This window comes from Cystobacter fuscus, from assembly GCF_044360685.1.
In the GTDB taxonomy this organism is placed as follows: Bacteria; Myxococcota; Myxococcia; order Myxococcales; family Myxococcaceae; genus Cystobacter; species Cystobacter fuscus_C.
The window spans coordinates 2,595,497-2,613,855 of record NZ_CP043491.1 but is presented as its reverse complement, the minus strand read 5'-3'; the positions used below and the strand labels follow the sequence as shown (position 1 = coordinate 2,613,855).

The following is an 18,359-nucleotide window of genomic DNA, read 5'->3' as shown; positions in this document are numbered from 1 at the left end:
ACACGCGGGGGGGTGCCCTGGGAGGTAGCGCCCAGGGCCCCGGCGCCCCAACGGCTCACCCCTTGAGCTCGGCGTCCTCGCGCTCCGGCTCGGCGGACGGGTGGGGAACACCGTGGGTCTCCGCGGCCTTGGGCCAGATGAGCGAGGCCAGGATGGAGCCCAGCAACACCCCGCCAATCACGCCCAGCGACAGCCCGATGGAGATGTGGATGTCGAAGAAGGTGATGACCATCTTCGTGCCCACGAAGCCAAGGATGACGGCCAGGCCCACCTTGAGCAGGTGGAACTTGTCCATGAGGCTGGCCACCACGAAGAAGAGCGAGCGCAGGCCGAGGATGGCGCACACGTTGGACGTGTAGACGATGAGGGCGTCCTGGCTGATGCCGAGCACCGCGGGGATGGAGTCCAGGGCGAAGAGCAGATCCGTCGTCTCCACCACCATCAGCACGAGGAACAGGGGCGTCACCTTGCGCCGGCCGTCCTCGATGGTGAAGAAGCGGTTGCCATGATCGTTTTCGCCTTCCGGCTGGCGCGCCACGGGCAGGAAGCGCCGGCCGAGGCGCATCACCAGCGACTGCTCCGGCTCCGCGGCGTCCTCGTCCTTGGAGAAGGCCATCTTCACCGCCGTGAAGATGAGGAAGGCGCCGAAGATGTAGAGCAGCCAGTGGAAGCGCATCACGAGCGCGGTGCCCGTCAGGATGAGGGCCGCGCGCATGACGAACGCCCCGAGGATGCCCCAGAAGAGCACCCGGTGCTGCACCACGAGCGGCACCTGGAAGAAGGCGAACACCATGAGGAAGACGAAGAGGTTGTCGACCGACAACGCGTACTCGACCACGTACGCCGTCACCCACTGCAGCGACTGCTCGTGGTTCCAGTAGCCGGTGAGCCCCATGAGCCCGCAGAAGCCCAGGCTCAGGACGATCCACACCACCGTCCACAGGCCCGCCTCCTTGGGCGAGACCACGTGCTCCTTGCGGTGAAAGACACCCAGGTCCAGGGCGAGCATGGCCAGCACGAAGAGGTTGAAGCCCACCCAGAGCGCGACGTTCGTATTCAAGAGGTTCCTTCCTGGATCCGACCACCAGGGATGGACCCCTCCCTATAATCAGGGGGAGGGGCGCCGTCGACCCCCTTGCCACGCGTCGCGCGAGAAGTAGCCCGCCTAATCGACGGCGGCACGGCGCAGGACCCGCAGCGAGCGGCCCGCCACCACCAGGGTTCCCCCCGCGGGGGTGTGGGGGTGGAGCGAGACGCGCGACTGGCTCGTGTCCACCACCTCCTCCCAGTCCGCGCCCCACTCGATGGCGGGCAGGTGGAAGGTGATGGGCTCGTGGTGGGCGTTCATCAGCACCAGGATGGTGTCCCCGACGATGCGCTGGCCCGAGTCATCCGGGGTGGCGATGGCATCCCCGCCGAGCAGGAAGCACACCGAGCGCGCGAAGGGCTTCTCCCAGTCCTCCTTCTTCATCTCCTGGCCATCGGGGCGGAACCACGCCAGATCCTTGAGCTCGCTGTCGAAGAGCGTGGCGCCCCGGAAGAAGCGGCGCTTGGAGAGCACGGGCTGCTCGCGGCGCAGCCGGCTCATGCGCCGGGTGAAGTCCAGCAGCTTGCGCTGGGGCTCGGTGAGCCGCCACTCCACCCACGACAGGGGGTTGTCCTGACAGTAGGCGTTGTTGTTGCCCCGCTGGGTGCGGCCCATCTCGTCGCCAGCCACCAGCATGGGCACGCCCTGGGACAGGAAGAGCGTGGCGAGGAAGTTGCGCTTCTGCTGCTCGCGCAGCGCGTTGACGGCCGGGTCGCGCGTCTCGCCCTCCACGCCGCAGTTCCACGAGTGGTTGTCGTTGCCCCCGTCCCGGTTGTCCTCGAGGTTGGCCTCGTTGTGCTTCTGCTCGTAGGTGACCAGGTCGTGCAGGGTGAAGCCGTCGTGGGCGGTGATGAAGTTGATGCTGGCGGTGGGCTTGCGTCCGCCCAGCGCGAACAGATCCGAGGAGCCCGTGAGCCGGCAGCCGATCTCCGCCGCCTGCCGCTCGTCCCCGCGCCAGTAACGGCGGATGGTGTCGCGGTACTTGCCGTTCCACTCGCTCCAGATGACGGGGAAGTTGCCCACCTGGTAGCCGAAGTCGCCCACGTCCCAGGGCTCGGCGATGAGCTTCACCCGGCTGAGCACCGGATCCTGGTGCACCATCTGGAAGAAGGCGGCGCGGGTGTCGTAGCCCGTCCGGTCCCGGCCGAGCGTGGTGGCCAGGTCGAAGCGGAAGCCGTCCACGTGCATCTCCCGCACCCAGTAGCGCAGGCTGTCCATGACGAGCTTGAGCGCGTACGGGTGCGTGGCGTTCCACGAGTTCCCCGTGCCGGTGAAGTCCTGGTAGTAGCGCGGCTCCTTGTCGCTCAGCCGGTAGTAGGCGGAGTTGTCCAGGCCCTTGAAGGACAGGGTGGGCCCCAGGTGGTTGCCCTCGCCGGTGTGGTTGTAGACGACGTCGAGGATGACCTCGATGCCGGCGCGGTGCAGCGCCTTCACCATGGACTTGAACTCGGCCACCTGGCCGCCGCGCGAACCCGAGGCGCTGAAGCGCGCGTCCGGGGCGAAGTAGTTCAGGGTGCTGTAGCCCCAGTAGTTGGTGAAGCCCTTGTTGACGAGGAAGGGCTCGTCCACGTGGGCATGCACGGGCAACAGCTCCACCGCGGTGACGCCCAGCTGCTGCAGGTGATCGATGATGGCCGGGTGGGCGAGCCCCGCGTAGGTGCCGCGCAGGTGCTCGGGCACGGAGGGGTGCAGCCGGGTGAGCCCCTTGACGTGGGCCTCGTAGAGGAGGGTGCGGTGCCAGGGCACCGCGGGGGGACGGTCCCCCTCCCAGTCGAAGTCGTCGGTGAGCACCACCGCCTTGGGCATGCCCGTGGCGCTGTCGCGGATGTCGAAGCCGAGGTCCTGCTCCGGATCCCCCGGCAGGTAGGCGTAGACCGGGGCGGAGAAGTCCACCTGCCCGTGCAGGGCACGGGCGTAGGGGTCCACCAGCAGCTTATGCGGGTTGAAGCGCAGGCCGCGCCGGGGCTCGTAGGGCCCGTGGGCACGCAGTCCATAGAGCGTGCCCGTCTGCAGCTCGGGGATGAAGCCGTGCCAGACGTGCTGGTTGTGCTCCGGGAGGGAGTAGCGGCCCAACTCGCGCGACGGATCGCGCGAGTCGAAGAGGCAGACCTCCATCTTCCGGGCATGTTCGCTGAACACCGCGAAGTTGACACCGTTGCCCTGATACGTCGCGCCCAGGGGGTAGGGCTTGCCCGGCAGCACTTCCGACCACTTCATCCATCACTCCTTCTCGAGCAGAACGAGCGGGAAGCCCACCAGCAGAGGTGACAGCGGAAGCACGGCCCCCTCTCCGTGCCGTCCCGGTCGGACCTGCTGCCCGGTGAAGACATCCCGGAACGTCATGCTCGCATAGGAGGCGGGGAGTTCCAGGGACGTTTCTTCATAGGCCGCCGCCAACCCCCCGGATTCCAGGGCGGACAGGGTGTAACGCGGTGCGACGGCGATGACGACCGACGACCCCTGCTCGCGGGCGAAGGCCACCGCCGCGTCCGCGCGCGGGCCCGTCAGCGAGAGTGCCCGGTAGCCCCCCTTGCGGAAGAGCTCCGCCTGGCGCTGGCGCAGGCGCAAGCCCTCGGTGAGGACGAAGAGCTTGATGCGGCCGTCCTCCATGTCCGCCACCAGGCGGGTGCACAGCTCGGCGCGGCCCTTCCCGGCCTCCTGCTCGAGCGAGCGCAGCATCCGCTCGCGCAGGGCGTAGTCCACCGGGCGGCGGTTGTCCGGGTCCACGAGAGACAAATCCCACAGCTCGCAGCCCTGGTAGGTGTCCACCACGCCGGGCGACAGGAGCTTCATGAGGAGCTGTCCGAGCGCGTTGTGCTGGCCGGCCCGCTCGATGCGGCGCTTGAAGGCGAGCAGGTCCGCGAGGAAGGCACGTCCCTTCTCCTCGTCCAGGCAGGCGTCCACGTAGCGCGACACGCCCTCCTCGTAGTCCTTGTCCGGGTTGGTCCACGAGGTGCGGACCTTGGCCTCCTTGACGGCCTTGAGCATGTAGTCGCGGACGCGGCCGCGGAACTCCTCCAGGGCCTTGCCGGAGAGCGCGCCGCCCATGGGCCAGGCGCCCACCACCGTCTGGTAGAAGAGGTACTCGTCGTTGAGGGACGGGGCGGGCCCGTCGGGCATCTCCGAGCGGTGGATGCGCGTGAGGGAGGACCAATGCTCCACGCGCTGGCGCCACTCCTCGGGCAGCTCGGAGAGCACGTTGAGGCGCGCGCGCACGTCCTCGCTGCGCTTGGTATCGTGCGTGCTGCTGGTGAGCATGCTCGCCGGCCAGTGCACCGCGCGCTCGTGGTTGCGCTCGTGGAAGATGGTGGCGCTGGTGCCGAAGTTCTCCGGCTCGCCACCCACCTCGTTGAGCGAGACCATGCGCTGGTAGACGTAGAAGACGGTGTCCTCCAGGCCCTTGGCCATCACCGGACCCGTCACCTGCTGCACCTTCATGGCGAAGGCGAGCATCTCCGCGCGCTCGTGCTCTCCCAGGTGCTCGGGGTAGCGGCGCAGCAGCACGTCGCCGAGGAAGTCGAAGATGGTGACGTTGAGCGTGGCGTTGCGCGCCTTGGCGTGGCGCAGGGTGTCCTTGATGTAGCGCACGTCGCGCTCGTCCAGCTCCGGCCGCTCGTTGTCCACGTAGGTGCGGTAGACGGGGAAGAGCGCGATGAACTCCGTGAGCGCGCGCCGCAGGCTGTTGAGGGTGAAGTCGCGCGTGCGCCGGTTCATCTCCGAGATGCGGTTGAGCCGGTGGGCCAGCATGTTCAGCTCGCTGGACATGAAGTTGTGCATGATGAGGCGCTTCTTCTCGTAGACGAGCCCCTCGAAGTCGGGCGCCTCGCCGATGAAGCGGTGGTAGGTGTCCGTCATCACCCCCTCGGCGTTGGGCTGCACGAAGATGCCGCCCACCGCGTTGGCGAAGCGGTAGCCCGTGGTGCCGTGCACCGCCCAGGACTCGGGGATGCGCTCGCGCCCGCCCTGGATCTTCTCCACCGCCACGAAGAGCGCCTTGCGCAGCGGCGAGTCCACGTTCGCTCCCGCCTCCGCCCGCCAGCGCTCGCGCAGCCGCCGCTCCACCTCGGGCCACTGCTCCGCCCGCGCGGCATGCTCGACATCGAAGAGCGCCCGCGCCCGCTCCAGGAAGTAGCGCTCCTGGAGGGACAGGAAGTAGGCGGTGGGATCGTAGAGCCCGTCGGGGTGATCGATGCGCAGCCCCGTCACCTGGCCCTTGCGCAGCCACTCGAAGATGAGCTGGTGCGCTTCGGCGAACACCTCTGGATCCTCCACCCGGATGGCCGCCAGACCGTTGATGTCGAAGAAGCGGCGGTAGTTGATCTCCTCCCCCGCCACGCGCCACTGGGCCAGCCGGTAGCTGCCCCCCTCGAGGATGGCGTCCAGGTCATCGAAGGAGTGCAGGTCTCCCGGCTTGCCGTTGATGGCCTCCACGTTGGTGGAGATGTGCGCGGCCACCTGGGGGCTGGCGGCGGCCAGGGCGGCGAGGCGCCGCTTGATGACCTCTTTCTCGCGGTTGCGCTCGATAATCTGCTCCTGCCGCGTCTCGGTGCGCTCGGGCAGGTGGCGGATGGCGGTGAGGATGGAGTGCAGCTCGATGAGGTGCTTGTCCGCCGGGCCCAACCGGGCCTCCAACGCCTCCAGACCGCGCGCCAGGATGCGCGCGTACTGCCGGGGGGCCACGGGGAAGAGCCGGTCGTAGTAGTGGATGACGAAGGCCCCGTCGCGGAAGCCCAGCTTCAGCTCGCCCTTCTCGAGCACCACCCCGTATTGGTCGCCCAGCACCGGCAGGAGCACCTTGCCCGCCAGCTCGTCCTTCACCGGGTGCCAGTCGACGTCGAAGAAGCGCGCGTACACGGACGCGGGGCCGTTCTCCAGCACGTCGAACCACAGGGGGTTGAAGGTCTCGATGCCCATGTGGTTGGGCACCACGTCCAGCACCTGCCCGAGCCCGTGCTCGCGCACCGTGTTGCAGAAGGCCTCGTGCTGCACGGGCGAGCCCACCTCGGGGTTGAGCTGTTTGTGGTCCACGCAGTCATAGCCGTGCGTGCTGCCCGGGCTCGCCTTGAGGTAGGGCGAACAATAGATGTCCGAGACGCCCAGGCGGGCCAGGTAGGGCACGATCCGCCGGGCGTCCTCGAAGGAGAAGCCCTTGTGCAGCTGCACGCGGTAGGTGGACAGCGGCGTGTCCCGCGCGAGCAGGTCCGTCCTCACCCGCGTGTACACCGCGACCGCCAACGCATCGATTCCCGTCTGGGAGGCGTCGCCCCCAGACACCGTCGTTCCATCCAATCGCATGGCCCCAGTCGTAGGGCCGACTGACGCATCTGGCCACCACGACGAGCGACTTCCGCCCGCTACCCAACGCTCGCCCGGTGGGCTCCTCAACGCGAAGGGCCCGCCACCTCGAGGTGGCGGGCCCTCCGGGGGACTACCGGCCCGTGGAGCCGGTCGTCGCTGCTCAGGACAGGTTCTTGTTCACCAGCGCCGTCAGCTCGAACATCGTGACGGACTTCTTGCCGCCGAAGATGGGCTTGAGCTTGTCGTCGGCGTTGATCTGCCGCTTGTTCTTCGGATCCTGGAGGTTGTTCTTCTTGATGTACTCCCAGATCTTGCTGACGACGGCGGTGCGCGGCAGGGCCTTGCTCCCGACGATCTCCGCCAGGGCGGCGGAGGGCGTCATCTCCTTCATGAACGCCGCGTTGGGCTTGCGCTTGCCCCCAGCGGCGGCCGTCTTCTTGGCGGCAGGAGCCTTCTTGGCGGCGGGAGCCTTCTTCGCAGCGGCGGTGGTGGTCTTCTTGGCGGCCATTCTGTTCGGATCTCCTTCCCCTGGTCGCAGTGTCCAGGGGCGTTGCACAGCGTGTTCACACCCTGAGCCAACGGGCTCGTAGCACGCCCGAGGCCGAAAATCAGCCCTCCGCTGCATTCTTCCCTCTGAGGGCCGAGGAGAAAATAATGTTTCTCCCTCGGAAGGGAAGAGTGTTTTCTGCAATGACATCGACATGAGCCGGATCCTCATCACTGGAGCGAATGGTTTTCTGGGCTCGGCACTGGTGCGGGCGCTCGTCGAGCGGGGGCACCGTGCAACATGCCTGTTGCGCCCGGGCAGCGACGTCTCGGGGCTCGCCGGGGTGGAGTACACCCGAGCGGAAGGAGACGTGATCCACGCTCCGGGACTGGCGCGCGCGGTGGAGGGCCAGGAGGTGGTCTTCCATCTGGCGGGCATCCGCCGGGCGGCCACCCGGGAGGACTTCCTGCGGGTCAACGCCGAGGGGACCCGGCTGTTGTGCGAGGCCCTGGTGGCCACGGGACAGCGGCCCCGGCTGGTGCTGGTGGGCTCGCTGGGGGCCTCGGGGCCGAGCAGCACCGGGCGCCCCCGGGTGGAGGAGGAGCCCCCCCACCCCACGGATGCCTATGGGGAGAGCAAGGCCGAGGCGGAGCGCATCGCCTTCGCCTACGGGGACCGGCTGCCGGTGACGGTGGTCCGGCCACCGCGGATCGTCGGGCCCCGGGACCGGGAGAACCTGCTGCTCTTCCGGCTGGTGGCGCGGGGACTGAGGCTGCGCCTGGGCGGGGGCGAGCGGCCCCTGACCCTGGTGGACGTGGAGGACGTGGTGGACCTGCTCCAGGTGGTGGCCGAGCGGGACGAGGCCCTCGGGCAGGCCTTCTTCGTGGGCCACCCCCACCCCTTCACCCTGGAGCGAATCCAGGACCTCGCCGCCGAGGCCCTGGGCGTCCGGCCCCGGACAGTGAACCTGCCGCCCCTCGTCCTGAGCACCCTGGCCACCGCGGCGGACGGGGTGGCGCGGCTGACTGGCCGTCCCCTGCCCCTCAACCGCAAGTTCGCGCGCCAGCTCCTCGCGCCCGCCTGGACGTGTTCGAGCGCCAAGGCGGAGCGGCTCCTGGGCTTTCGCGCCACGAGGGATCCAGCCGACACCATCCGCCGCAGTGCCCTCTGGTACAGGCAGCACGGCTGGCTGTGACGCACCGCCCCGGGGAATGCGCCGCCTTCTCGCCTTCCAAGCTGCCTCGAGAGCCGCGTCCCAGGATGTGGGATAACCGAGGCTGTTCGACGGTCAGCACGGGGAGCCTCGCGGGGCTTCTGGGGTCCATTCGGCGAATTCCGGGACGTGGAGCGCGGTTGACACACGCCTGACTCCGGTGTCAGGAAGCCCGCCTTGCCCATGCCCGCGAAAGCCGCCTTCTACGATGTCGACGGGACGTTGGTGAAAACCAACGTCGTCCACGTCTACGCCTACTATGCGATGAACCGGGGTTCCCTGCTGGGCATCGCCGGGAGGACACTGGCCACGGCCGCCAGTGCCCCCCTGTTCGCCGCCATGGACGCGGTGAACCGCAAGAAGTTCAACGAATTCTTCTACCGCTACTACGCCGGACTGTCCGAGGATCGACTCATCTCCGTCGCCGAGGACATGTTCGAGGACGTGCTCAAGCCCGCCCTCTACGAGCAGACGCGCGACCTCATCGACCAGGCGCGCCGGGCCGGCTGCCGCATCGTGCTCGTCACGGGCGCCCTGGACTTCAGCATGCGGCCCCTGGTGCGCCACCTGGGCGCCGACGACCTCATCGCCAACAAGATGCAGTTCGTGGGGGGCAAGGCGACCGGAAAGGTCATCCCCCCCATCATCGAGGGGGCGAACAAGGCCAACGCCATCCGCTCCTATTGTGTCCGCGAGGGCCTGGCGCTCGACCAGTGCCACGGCTACTCCGACAGCGCCTCCGACTACGCCATGCTCGCCGTGGTGGGGCGGCCCACCGCCGTCAACCCGGACATGCGTCTGCGCTCCATCGCCCGGGCCTACAACTGGCCCATCCTGGACCTCAAGTAACGAAAGCCTCCGCTCCCATGCGCCCGCTCAAGACGCTCCAGAAGCTCTACGACGAGGAAAGTCAGGTCGTCATCACCGAGAAGGGCAGCCCTCCCCGGGCGCTCTTCAGCGGCGAGAACTTCCTGCTCGAGGACCTGCCCGTGGGCACCCGGGTCATCTTCCCCCGTCCGCCCCTGGCGGGCGTGCCCAACGTGAAGGCCGCCATCCGCTGGGCCATCAACCACCCCGAGGGCATGGAGCCCCTGCACGCGCTCCTGCGCCCGGGCATGCGGCTGACCTGCGTCATCGACGACATCTCGGTGCCGCTGCCGCCCATGGCCACGCCCGACGTGCGCCAGTCCATCCTCGAGGTGGTGCTGGAGCTGTGCGCGGACTCGGGCGTGGACGACATCCACCTCATCATCGCCAACGCCCTGCACCGCCGCATGACGGAGGGCGAGATGCGGCGCATGGTGGGCCAGAAAATTTTCGACGCCTACTACCCGGACCGCTACTACAACCACGACGCCGAGGACCCGGACGGCATCACGGAGCTGGAGCGCAGCCCGTGCGGCTCGCACGTGGTGGCCGTCAACCGGCGCGTGGCCGAGAGCGACCTGACCGTCTACGTCAACGTGAACTTCGTGCCCATGAACGGTGGGCACAAGTCCATGGGCACGGGCCTGGCCAACTACGCGAGCCTGCGCGCGCACCACAACCCGCAGACCATCCGCGGCTCCGACAGCTACATGGAGCCCAAGAAGAGCGAGCTGTACCGGCGCAACGAGCGCATCGGCAAGGCGATCGACAAGCACCTCAAGGTCTTCCACATCGAGTCGGTGCTCAACAACCGCATGTTCGGCCCGGCCACCGACTTCCTCCACAAGCGCGAGGAGGACTACACCGAGGGCGACCGGCTGAAGTTCCACGCCATGCGCTACGCACTGTCGAAGGTGCCGCGCGCCGCGGCCCGCACCATCCTCAACTCCGTGCCCGCCCCCTATGACGTGACGGGCGTGTTCGCCGGCGCCACCGAGCCCACGCACCAGAAGATCCTGGAGAAGAGCTGGCAGCAGTACGTGGTGCCGGTGCAGGGGCAGAGCGACATCGTCATCTTCCCCATCCCCTTCATCTCGCCCTACAGCGTCAACTCCATCCTCAACCCGCTGCTCGTGCAGGTGATGGGGCTGGGCTACTTCTTCAACCTCAACCGCGGCGTGCCGCTGGTGAAGAAGGGCGGCGTCATCATCCTCACCCACCCGGCCTTCGACGAGTTCGATCCGGTGCAGCACCCCAGCTACATCGAGTTCTTCAACCGCGTGCTGCCCGAGACGCGCGACGCGGTGGAGATCGAGAAGAAGTACGAGCGCGAGTTCGCCGAGAACCCCAGCTACGTGCACCTGTACCGCAAGGGCAACGCCTACCACGGCGTGCACCCGCTCTACATGTGGTACTGGGGCGAGAACGGCCGCCAGCACGCGGGCAAGGTCATCGTCGCGGGCGCGGAGAACAACCACGTCCCGGCGCTGCTCGGCTGGGACCGTACCGACACCCTCACCGAGGCCATCGAGGAGGCGCGCGGCTTCATGGGCCGCTCGGCCAGCATCAGCCTGCTGCGCATCGCCCCCACCGTCATGGTCGACGTGAAGTAAGCCTCCCCCGGGATGGGCCACACGATGAGTACCCCCGAGCTGAACGTCACCGAGGTCTTCACCGGCAAGCGCCTGCTGTTCTCGGGCTCCACCGGCTTCGTGGGCAAGGTCACCCTGTCCATGCTCCTGTCGCGCTATGGCGAGCAGCTGGACAAGCTCTACGTGCTCGTGCGCAAGGGCAGCGCCCCGTCCGCCGAGCGGCGCTTCTTCGACAAGGTGGCCACCAGCGAGCCCTTCCAGCCGCTGCGCGACGCGCACGGCGACGAGGGCGCGCTCGAGTTCCTGCGCCGCAAGGTGCAGGTGCTCGACGGCGACATCACCGATCCGCTCATGGGCCTGACGCCCGAGCAGGCCGACGCGCTCGTGGGCCAGGTGCACGCCATCATCAACTGCGCGGGCCTGGTGTCCTTCAACCCCTCGCTGGAGGTGGGCCTCAACGTCAACACCCACGGCGTGAAGAACACCGTGGAGCTGGCGCTCAAGTGGAAGGTGCCGCTGGTGCACATGTCCACGGCCTTCGTGGCGGGCAACCGCAACGGGCTCGTCTTCGAGGACGAGGACGTGGTGGGCTACTTCCCCCGCCAGGACGAGCTGGACGGGCGCGACTTCAGCCTGGAGCAGGAGCTCGCGGACGCGGACAAGGTCGTGGCCCGGCTGCGCGAGCAGGCCGACGACAAGACCCTCACGTCCCTCTTCCGCAAGAAGGCCCTGGAGCGGCTGGAGCAGGAGGGCCGCGACGCCAACGACGAGAAGACGCTGCGGCTGGCCGTGGGCCGCGAGCGCAAGCTGTGGCTGTCCGGCGAGCTGGTGCGCGCGGGCATGGACCGGGCGCGCCACTGGGGCTGGCCCAACACGTACACGTACACCAAGAGCCTGGGCGAGCAGGTCATGGCCAGCACCCCCGGCCTGCGCTACGCCATCGTCCGGCCCTCCATCGTCGAGAGCGCCCAGCACTTCCCCTTCCCCGGGTGGAACGAGGGCTTCACCACCTCGGCGCCGCTCGCCTTCGCCGGCATCAAGGGCCAGCGCAACATCCCCGCCGGGGACAAGGCCATCCTGGACATCATCCCGGTGGACCACGTGGCCGGCGCCACCATCGGCATCACCGCCCACTCCATGAAGGTGGAGGAGCGGCGCGTCTACCACCTGGCCAGTGGCGACGTGAATCCGTTCTACGCGAGCCGCTCCATCGAGCTCGTCGGCCTCTACCGCCGCCGCTACTACCGCAACAAGGAGACGGGCAGTGCGCTGATGAACGAGCTGCGCTCGCGCATCGAGCCCATGCCGGCCAGCCGCTTCGTCTTCGAGAACTTCAGCGCCCCCATGTTCGTCAAGGGCGCGCGCCTGCTGCGCCAGGCCATCGACGAGGTGAAGCCCGCCTGGGGAGCCCCCAAGGTGCAGGCCGTCATGGAGCGCGCGCGCGAGGCGCTCACCGAGGTGGAGGAACAGGGCGAGGGCCTCATGGGGCTCATCGACCTGTTCATGCCCTTCCTCTACGACAACCGCTACGTCTTCCGCTGCGACAACACGCGCTCGGTCTACGCGCACATGGAGCCGCATGACCGGGCCCGCATTCCCTGGGCCCCCGAGGCGATCGACTGGCGCGTCTACTTCCTCGACACCCACCTGCCCGGCCTGGAGAAGTGGGTGTTCCCGGGACTCGAGGAGGAGACGAAGCGGCGCACCGTCATCCCCGCCCACCGCGACCTCCTGGAGATGCTGGAGGCGAGCGTCAACGCGTGGCGCCACCGCGTCGCCTTCCGCTTCGCGGCCAACGAGAAGGAAGAGCGCTTCACCTACGGCGAGGTCAACCGCTACGCCAACCGCGTGGGCAGCTTCCTCATGAAGGAAGGCGTCAAGCGCAACGAGCGCGTGATGCTCCTGTCGGAGAACCGGCCCGAGTGGCCCATCTCCTACTTCGGCATCCTGCGCGCGGGCGGCACCGCGGTGCCCGTGGACTCGAGCCTCAACGAGTCCGAGGTGGTGAACATCGCCCGCCGCTCCGAGGCCCGGGTGCTGCTCTTGTCCGAGGAGACGGCCGCGGAGATGCCGAACCTCGCCGAGCTGCTCGCCCAGGCGGGCCTGTCCACGCGCGTGGTCAGCCTCGCCGAGGCGATGAGTGGAGATCCCCAGTACCCGGACAGCATCGGCCCGGTGCGCCGCACGGCCGCCGCGGACGACGTGGCCAGCCTCATCTTCACCTCGGGCACCACCGGCACGCCCAAGGGCGTGATGCTCACCCACCGCAACTTCGCCTCGCTCATCGCGAAGCTGGCGGGTGCGTTCGCCATCGGCGTCGGCGACGGGGTGCTCTCCGTGCTGCCCCTGCACCACACCTTCGAGTTCTCCGCCGGCTTCCTCACGCCCTTCTCGCGCGGCGCCGAGGTGACGTACATCGACGAGCTGACGTCGGACAAACTCGGCGAGGTGTTCGAGACGGGCCGCGTGTCGGCCATGATTGGCGTGCCCGCGCTCTGGCAGCTCCTGCACCGCAAGGTGACGCAGGAGATGGCCAGCCGCCCGCCCCTGGTGGAGCAGGCGATCAAGACGCTGATGGCCACCCACGGCGAGCTGCGCAACCGCAGCAACCTCAATCTGGGCAAGCTGCTCTTCTGGCCCGTGCACCGCAAGTTCGGCGGGAAGATCAAGTTCCTCGTGTCCGGCGGCTCGGCGCTGCCGGATGACGTGCACAAGGCCTTCCACCAGCTCGGCTTCAACATCATCGAGGGCTATGGCCTCACCGAGGCCGCCCCCGTGCTCACGGTGTCCGAGACGAACGTCAACAAGCGCCAGCCGGGCACGGTGGGCAAGGCGCTGCCGGGCATCGAGCTGCGCATCCTCGAGCCGGACAACGAGGGCATCGGCGAGGTGATCGCCCGCGGTCCGAGCGTCATGGCCGGCTACTTCGGCGACAAGGAGTCCACCGACGCCGTGCTCAAGGAGGGCTGGCTGTACACCGGAGACCTGGGCCGCATCGACGCCGAGGGCCGGCTGTACCTGGTGGGCCGCAAGAAGGACGTCATCATCGACGCCAACGGGAAGAACGTGTACCCGGACGAGCTCGAGGAGGTGTACGGCGACCACCCGCACATCAAGGAGCTGTCCATCGTGGGGCTCCCGGACGAGGCCGGTGGCGAGAAGGTCGCCTGCCTGTGCGTGCCGGACTACCTCGAGCGGCCCCGCGAGGAGGTGCGGCGCGAGCTGGAGGAGCACTTCCGCAAGAAGGGCCACGAGATGCCCTTCTACCGCCGGGTGAAGGTGCTGCGCTTCACGGACGTGGAGCTGCCGCGCACGTCCTCGCGCAAGGTCAAGCGCAAGCAGGTGGTGGAGGAGCTCAAGAAGCTGGATCGCCTCGTCGCATCCGGAGACAAGGCGCGCGAGCGCGTACAGCACGCGGGCACCGGCGGCGTGGCCGACTGGCTCTACCCGCTGCTCGCCGAGGTGGTGAACCGGCCCCTCGCCGACATCCGTCCCGAGGCCCACCTGAGTGGAGACCTGGGCGTGGACTCGCTCATGCTCACCGAGCTGTCCGTGGCCCTGGAGCAGGCGGGGGTGCCCCTGCCCTCCGCGAATGATCTCACGCACGTGCAGACGGTGGAGGACCTGCGCAAGCTCGTGCTCGCCAGCGGCCGCAAGCCGGGCGTGGAGACGCGCGCCAAGGACATCTCCCGCGAGGTCCAGAAGAGCGAGGAGGTGGAGATTCCCGTGCCCGAGCCCCTCGTCACCCTGGGACGGCACGCGGTGCGGCTCGGCCAGCAGGCCATCTTCGGCGGCCTGTTCGACGTGAAGGTGACGGGCAAGCCCTTCATCCCCCAGAACCGCAACTTCCTCGTCATCGCCAACCACACGAGCCACCTGGACATGGGGCTCGTCAAGCTGGTGCTCGGCGAGCAGGGCCAGCGCCTCACCACCATCGCCGCGCGCGACTACTTCTTCGACACGCCGCTCAAGCGCGCGTACTTCGAGAACTTCACGGACCTCATCCCCATGGACCGGCACGGCTCGCTGCGCGAGTCGCTGCGCATGGCCGGCAGCGCCCTGCAGCAGGGCTACAACCTGCTCATCTTCCCCGAGGGCACGCGCTCGGTGACGGGCGAGCTGCTCGAGTTCAAGCCCACGCTCGGCTACCTGTCGCTCACCTACAACGTGGACGTGCTGCCCATCTACCTCAAGGGAGCCTACGAGGCCCTGCCCAAGGGGCGGATGCTGCCCAAGTCGCGCGAGCTGGAGGGCCACATCGGCCCCGTGCTCACGCACGAGATGCTGCGCGCCAAGACCCAGGGCATGTCGCGCTCGGAGAGCTACCGCTACGCCACCCGCCTCGCCGAGGACGCCATCCGGGCGCTCGCCGCGGGCCGGGTGCTCAGCTTCGACGACTCGGCGACGGTGGAGGACCAGCGCCGCGCCCTGTCCACCGGAAGGAGTGAATCGTGAAGCTGCTCGTCACCGGAGGCACGGGCTTCCTGGGCTCGCACCTGGTGCCCCGGCTGGTGGCCGCCGGCCACGAGGTGCGCGTCATCGGCCGCTCCCGTCCCAAGGGCCCAGGCTTCGAGTCCGTGGAGTACATCCCCGGGGACCTGAAGGACCGCGAGGCCGTGCGCCGGGCGCTCGAGGGCGTGCAGGCGCTCTACCACCTGGCGGGGCTCGTCTCCTTCCAGGACAAGGACGCGCGGCGCATGTACGAGCTGCACGTGGACAGCACGCGCGCGCTCCTCCACGACGTGCGTGAGGCGGGCCTCCAGCGCGTCATCCTCGCCTCCACCTCGGGCACCATCGCCGTCTCCAAGGACGAGCGCGTGGGCACCGAGGAGGACGGCTACCCCATCGAGGTGGTGGGCCGCTGGCCCTACTACCTGTCGAAAATCTACGAGGAGAAGCTCACGCTGGAGTTCTGCCGCCAGCACGCCATACCCCTCGTGGTGCTCAACCCCAGCCTCCTCATGGGGCCGGGGGATGACCGGCTGTCCTCCACGTGGACGGTGATGAAGTTCCTCCAGGGGGAGATTCCCGCCATGCCCGGCGGAGGCATCTCCTTCGTGGACGTGCGCGACCTGGCGGACGCCTTCGTGAGCGCGCTCACCCGCGGCGAGGTGTACGGGCGCCACCTCATGGGCGTGAACCTGTCCATGTGGGACTTCTTCCAGCGCCTCGAGCGCCTCACCGGCGTGCCCGCCCCCCGGCTCAAGCTGCCCCCGCGGGTGAACGTGCTGGGCGCCCAACTGCTCGAGCAGGTGGCGAAGTGGCGCGGGACGAAGCCCACCCTGGATCCCCAGGAGGTGGACATCGGCGAGCACTGGTTCTGGCTGGACAGCGCCAAGGCCGAGCGCGAGCTGGGCTTCCACGCCCGCGACGTCCACGAGACGCTCCACGACACCGTGAAGTACCTCTACACGCGCATGGCCCCGGGCCACCTGCCCGGCACCAAGGGCCGGCTGGCCGAGCGGCGCGAGGGGACCTGAGTCACTTCCACCCCACCCTCCCCCGACACAGGGGGAGGGAGCCCGGGGTGGCTAGCCGACCACGCGGTTGCGGCCCGACTTCTTGGCCTTGTAGAGGTTGGCGTCGGCGATCTTGATGAACTGGAGCGGCTCCACCATGTCGGGCGTCATGTCGGCCACGCCCAGGGACACGGTGACGGGAATCTCCTGGTTCTCGAAGACGAACTGCTTCTCCTCGATGGTGCGGCGGATCTTCTCCGCGAAGATGCGCGCCTTGTCGCCGCCGTCCTCGGGGATGACGACCGCGAACTCCTCGCCGCCGTAGCGCGCGAAGCACTGCTCCTTGCGCACCAGCCGCTTGAGCGTCTGCGACAGCTCGCGCAGCACGTAGTCCCCCGCCAGGTGCCCGTGGACATCGTTGATTTTCTTGAAGAAATCGATGTCGAAGAGCATCAGCGTCAGGGGGCGCCCGTAGCGGTGGCACCGGCCCATCTCGCGCTCCAGGTACTCCAGGAAGTAGCGCTTGTTGTTGATGCCGGTGAGGCCGTCCTGGATGGTGAGCGTGTAGATGGTCTCGTGGTACTGCAACTCCACGTTGTCACCGGTGAGGAACTTGAAGATGGAGCCCCCCACCTTGATGAGGTCGCCGCTGCGCAGCGGCGTCTCCTGCGTCACCTCCTGGTCGTTGAGGTAGGTGCCGTTGGTGGAGCCCAGGTCCTGCACGAACATCCGCCCCTGCATGCGGATGATGCGCGCATGCCGGCGCGAGACGTTGTCGAGGTCCACCACGATGTGGTTGCCCTCCTCACGTCCAATGGTGAATTCCTGCTCCAGGAGCGTGTACTTCTTGCCCAGCTCCGGCCCGTGAATCTGCACGATGCAGCATTCCGCATCGACCGTGCTCGCCAGATCCTTGATCGCGGAGATCTTGGTTACTCGGGTTTCGTCGCCAGCCATCGCTTCGAAGACATAGCACGGCTGCCCCGTGGGAAGCCACGAGCGCCCGCCAGGAGGGCACAGTTTCGCTATTCAACGATGCCCCCAGAGCGGACTTGCTGGGTCTCCCCCTCCGGGTAACTTGGCGCACCCTATGGCGAAATTGCTCGCAATGATCCTCGCGGGGGGCGCCGGAACCCGGCTCGAACCCCTGACTCGTGAACGCGCCAAGCCGGCCGTTCCCTTTGGCGGCCGCTACCGCATCATCGACTTCGTCCTCTCCAACTTCGCCAACTCCGGCATCTACCGGATGAAGGTGCTCACCCAGTACAAGAGCGACTCGCTCAACAAGCACCTGTCGCGCGCCTGGCGGATGTCGGCGTTCCTGGACCACTACGTGGAGACGGTGCCCGCGCAGATGCGCACCGGCATGGACTGGTACAAGGGCAGCGCGGACGCCATCTACCAGAACCTCAACATCATCACCGACGAGGAGCCGGACCACATCTTCGTCTTCGGCGCGGACCACATCTACCGGATGGACTGCCGGCAGATGCTCGACTTCCACGTCGAGCGCAAGGCCGCCTGCACGGTGGCGGCCATCCCCGTGCCCCTGCACGAGGGGCGGGAGTTCGGCATCATCGACGTGGGGCCGGACGGGCGCATGCGCGGCTTCGTGGAGAAGCCCAAGAACCCGCCGCCCATGCCGGGCAACGACAAGTACTGCCTGGCGTCCATGGGCAACTACCTCTTCACCACCCAGTCGCTGGTGCAGGAGGTGGTGCGCGACGCGGCCATCGAGTCGAGCGCCCACGACTTCGGCAAGTCCATCATCAGCGAGCTGTACAAGCGCGAGCCGGTGTACGTGTACGACTTCGCCACCAATGTCATCGCCGGACAGGAGCAGAAGGAGCGCGGCTACTGGCGGGACGTGGGCAACATCGACACGTACTACCAGTCCAACATGGACCTGGTGGAGGTGGACCCGGTGTTCAACCTCTACAATGACCGGTGGCCCATCTACACCCAGCCCAACAACTTCCCGCCGGCCAAGTTCGTCTTCGCCGACCACGAGCACAAGCGCGTGGGCCACGCCATGGACTCGCTGGTGAGCGAGGGGTGCATCATCTCCGGCGGCCACGTGAAGCGCTCGGTGCTCTCCCCCAAGGTGCGCGTCAACTCGTTCTCCGAGATCGAGGACTCGCTGCTCTTCGAGAACGTCACCATCGGGCGGCGCTGCCGCATCCGGCGCGCCATCATCGACAAGAACGTGGAGATCCCCCAGGAGACCACCATCGGCTACGACCTCGAGGAGGACCGGCGCCGCTTCCACGTCACCTCGGGCGGCGTGGTCGTCATCCCCAAGGGCATGAAGGTCGCCTGAGTCGCGCTCGCATCCACCCGGCCCGCCTCCCACGCT

The 18,359-nt window shown here is 68.0% G+C and carries 11 protein-coding genes; 6 read left to right on the top strand and 5 right to left on the bottom strand.

Annotated elements, in window-relative coordinates:
• Positions 1-55: 55 nt before the first annotated feature.
• The 4 genes from F0U63_RS10830 to F0U63_RS10815 form a co-directional block, all read right to left on the bottom strand.
• Positions 56-1,060: a TerC family protein gene (locus F0U63_RS10830; protein WP_395845812.1), complete on the bottom strand. Its 1,005-nt coding sequence runs from the start codon at positions 1,058-1,060 to the stop codon at positions 56-58.
• 105 nt (positions 1,061-1,165) lie between these two features.
• Positions 1,166-3,304 carry a glycogen debranching protein GlgX gene (gene glgX / locus F0U63_RS10825; protein WP_395845811.1) on the bottom strand — a complete coding sequence of 713 codons (2,139 nt, stop codon included), beginning with the start codon at positions 3,302-3,304 and terminating at the stop codon, positions 1,166-1,168.
• 3 nt (positions 3,305-3,307) lie between these two features.
• Positions 3,308-6,382, bottom strand: coding sequence for a malto-oligosyltrehalose synthase (gene treY, locus F0U63_RS10820; RefSeq protein ID WP_395845810.1), 3,075 nt, complete (start codon positions 6,380-6,382; stop codon positions 3,308-3,310).
• A gap of 163 nt (positions 6,383-6,545) precedes the next feature.
• Positions 6,546-6,893, bottom strand: coding sequence for an SWIB/MDM2 domain-containing protein (locus F0U63_RS10815; RefSeq protein ID WP_395845809.1), 348 nt, complete (start codon positions 6,891-6,893; stop codon positions 6,546-6,548).
• A 193-nt stretch (positions 6,894-7,086) separates the two neighbouring features.
• On the opposite strand from F0U63_RS10815, the gene F0U63_RS10810 reads away from it, so the two are divergent.
• From F0U63_RS10810 to F0U63_RS10790, 5 genes are all read left to right on the top strand, one after another.
• Positions 7,087-8,067 (top strand): NAD-dependent epimerase/dehydratase family protein, encoded by a 981-nt coding sequence (locus tag F0U63_RS10810; RefSeq protein WP_395845808.1) that lies wholly within the window; start codon positions 7,087-7,089, stop codon positions 8,065-8,067.
• A gap of 201 nt (positions 8,068-8,268) precedes the next feature.
• A complete protein-coding gene (locus F0U63_RS10805) occupies positions 8,269-8,934 on the top strand; it encodes an HAD family phosphatase (protein ID WP_002629078.1) in 666 nt (221 codons plus the stop codon).
• A gap of 17 nt (positions 8,935-8,951) precedes the next feature.
• On the top strand, positions 8,952-10,565 hold the full coding sequence (locus tag F0U63_RS10800) for a lactate racemase domain-containing protein (protein ID WP_071901255.1): 1,614 nt from the start codon (positions 8,952-8,954) through the stop codon (positions 10,563-10,565).
• A gap of 24 nt (positions 10,566-10,589) precedes the next feature.
• Positions 10,590-14,999 (top strand): AMP-binding protein, encoded by a 4,410-nt coding sequence (locus F0U63_RS10795; RefSeq protein ID WP_395845807.1) that lies wholly within the window; start codon positions 10,590-10,592, stop codon positions 14,997-14,999.
• The gene (locus F0U63_RS10790) at positions 14,996-16,024 is read left to right on the top strand and encodes an NAD-dependent epimerase/dehydratase family protein (RefSeq protein ID WP_395845806.1); all 1,029 of its coding nucleotides are present in this window, start codon (positions 14,996-14,998) and stop codon (positions 16,022-16,024) included. The genes F0U63_RS10795 and F0U63_RS10790 overlap by 4 nt, the downstream gene beginning before the upstream one ends.
• A 51-nt stretch (positions 16,025-16,075) precedes the next feature.
• On the opposite strand, the gene F0U63_RS10785 is transcribed toward F0U63_RS10790, so the two are convergent.
• On the bottom strand, positions 16,076-16,960 hold the full coding sequence (locus F0U63_RS10785) for a diguanylate cyclase (protein WP_395845805.1): 885 nt from the start codon (positions 16,958-16,960) through the stop codon (positions 16,076-16,078).
• Positions 16,961-17,093: 133 nt separating this feature from the next.
• Here F0U63_RS10785 and glgC point away from each other — a divergent pair, with 133 nt between their 5' ends.
• A complete protein-coding gene (glgC, locus tag F0U63_RS10780) occupies positions 17,094-18,323 on the top strand; it encodes a glucose-1-phosphate adenylyltransferase (RefSeq protein ID WP_395845804.1) in 1,230 nt (409 codons plus the stop codon).
• The last annotated feature ends 36 nt before the right edge of the window (positions 18,324-18,359 follow it).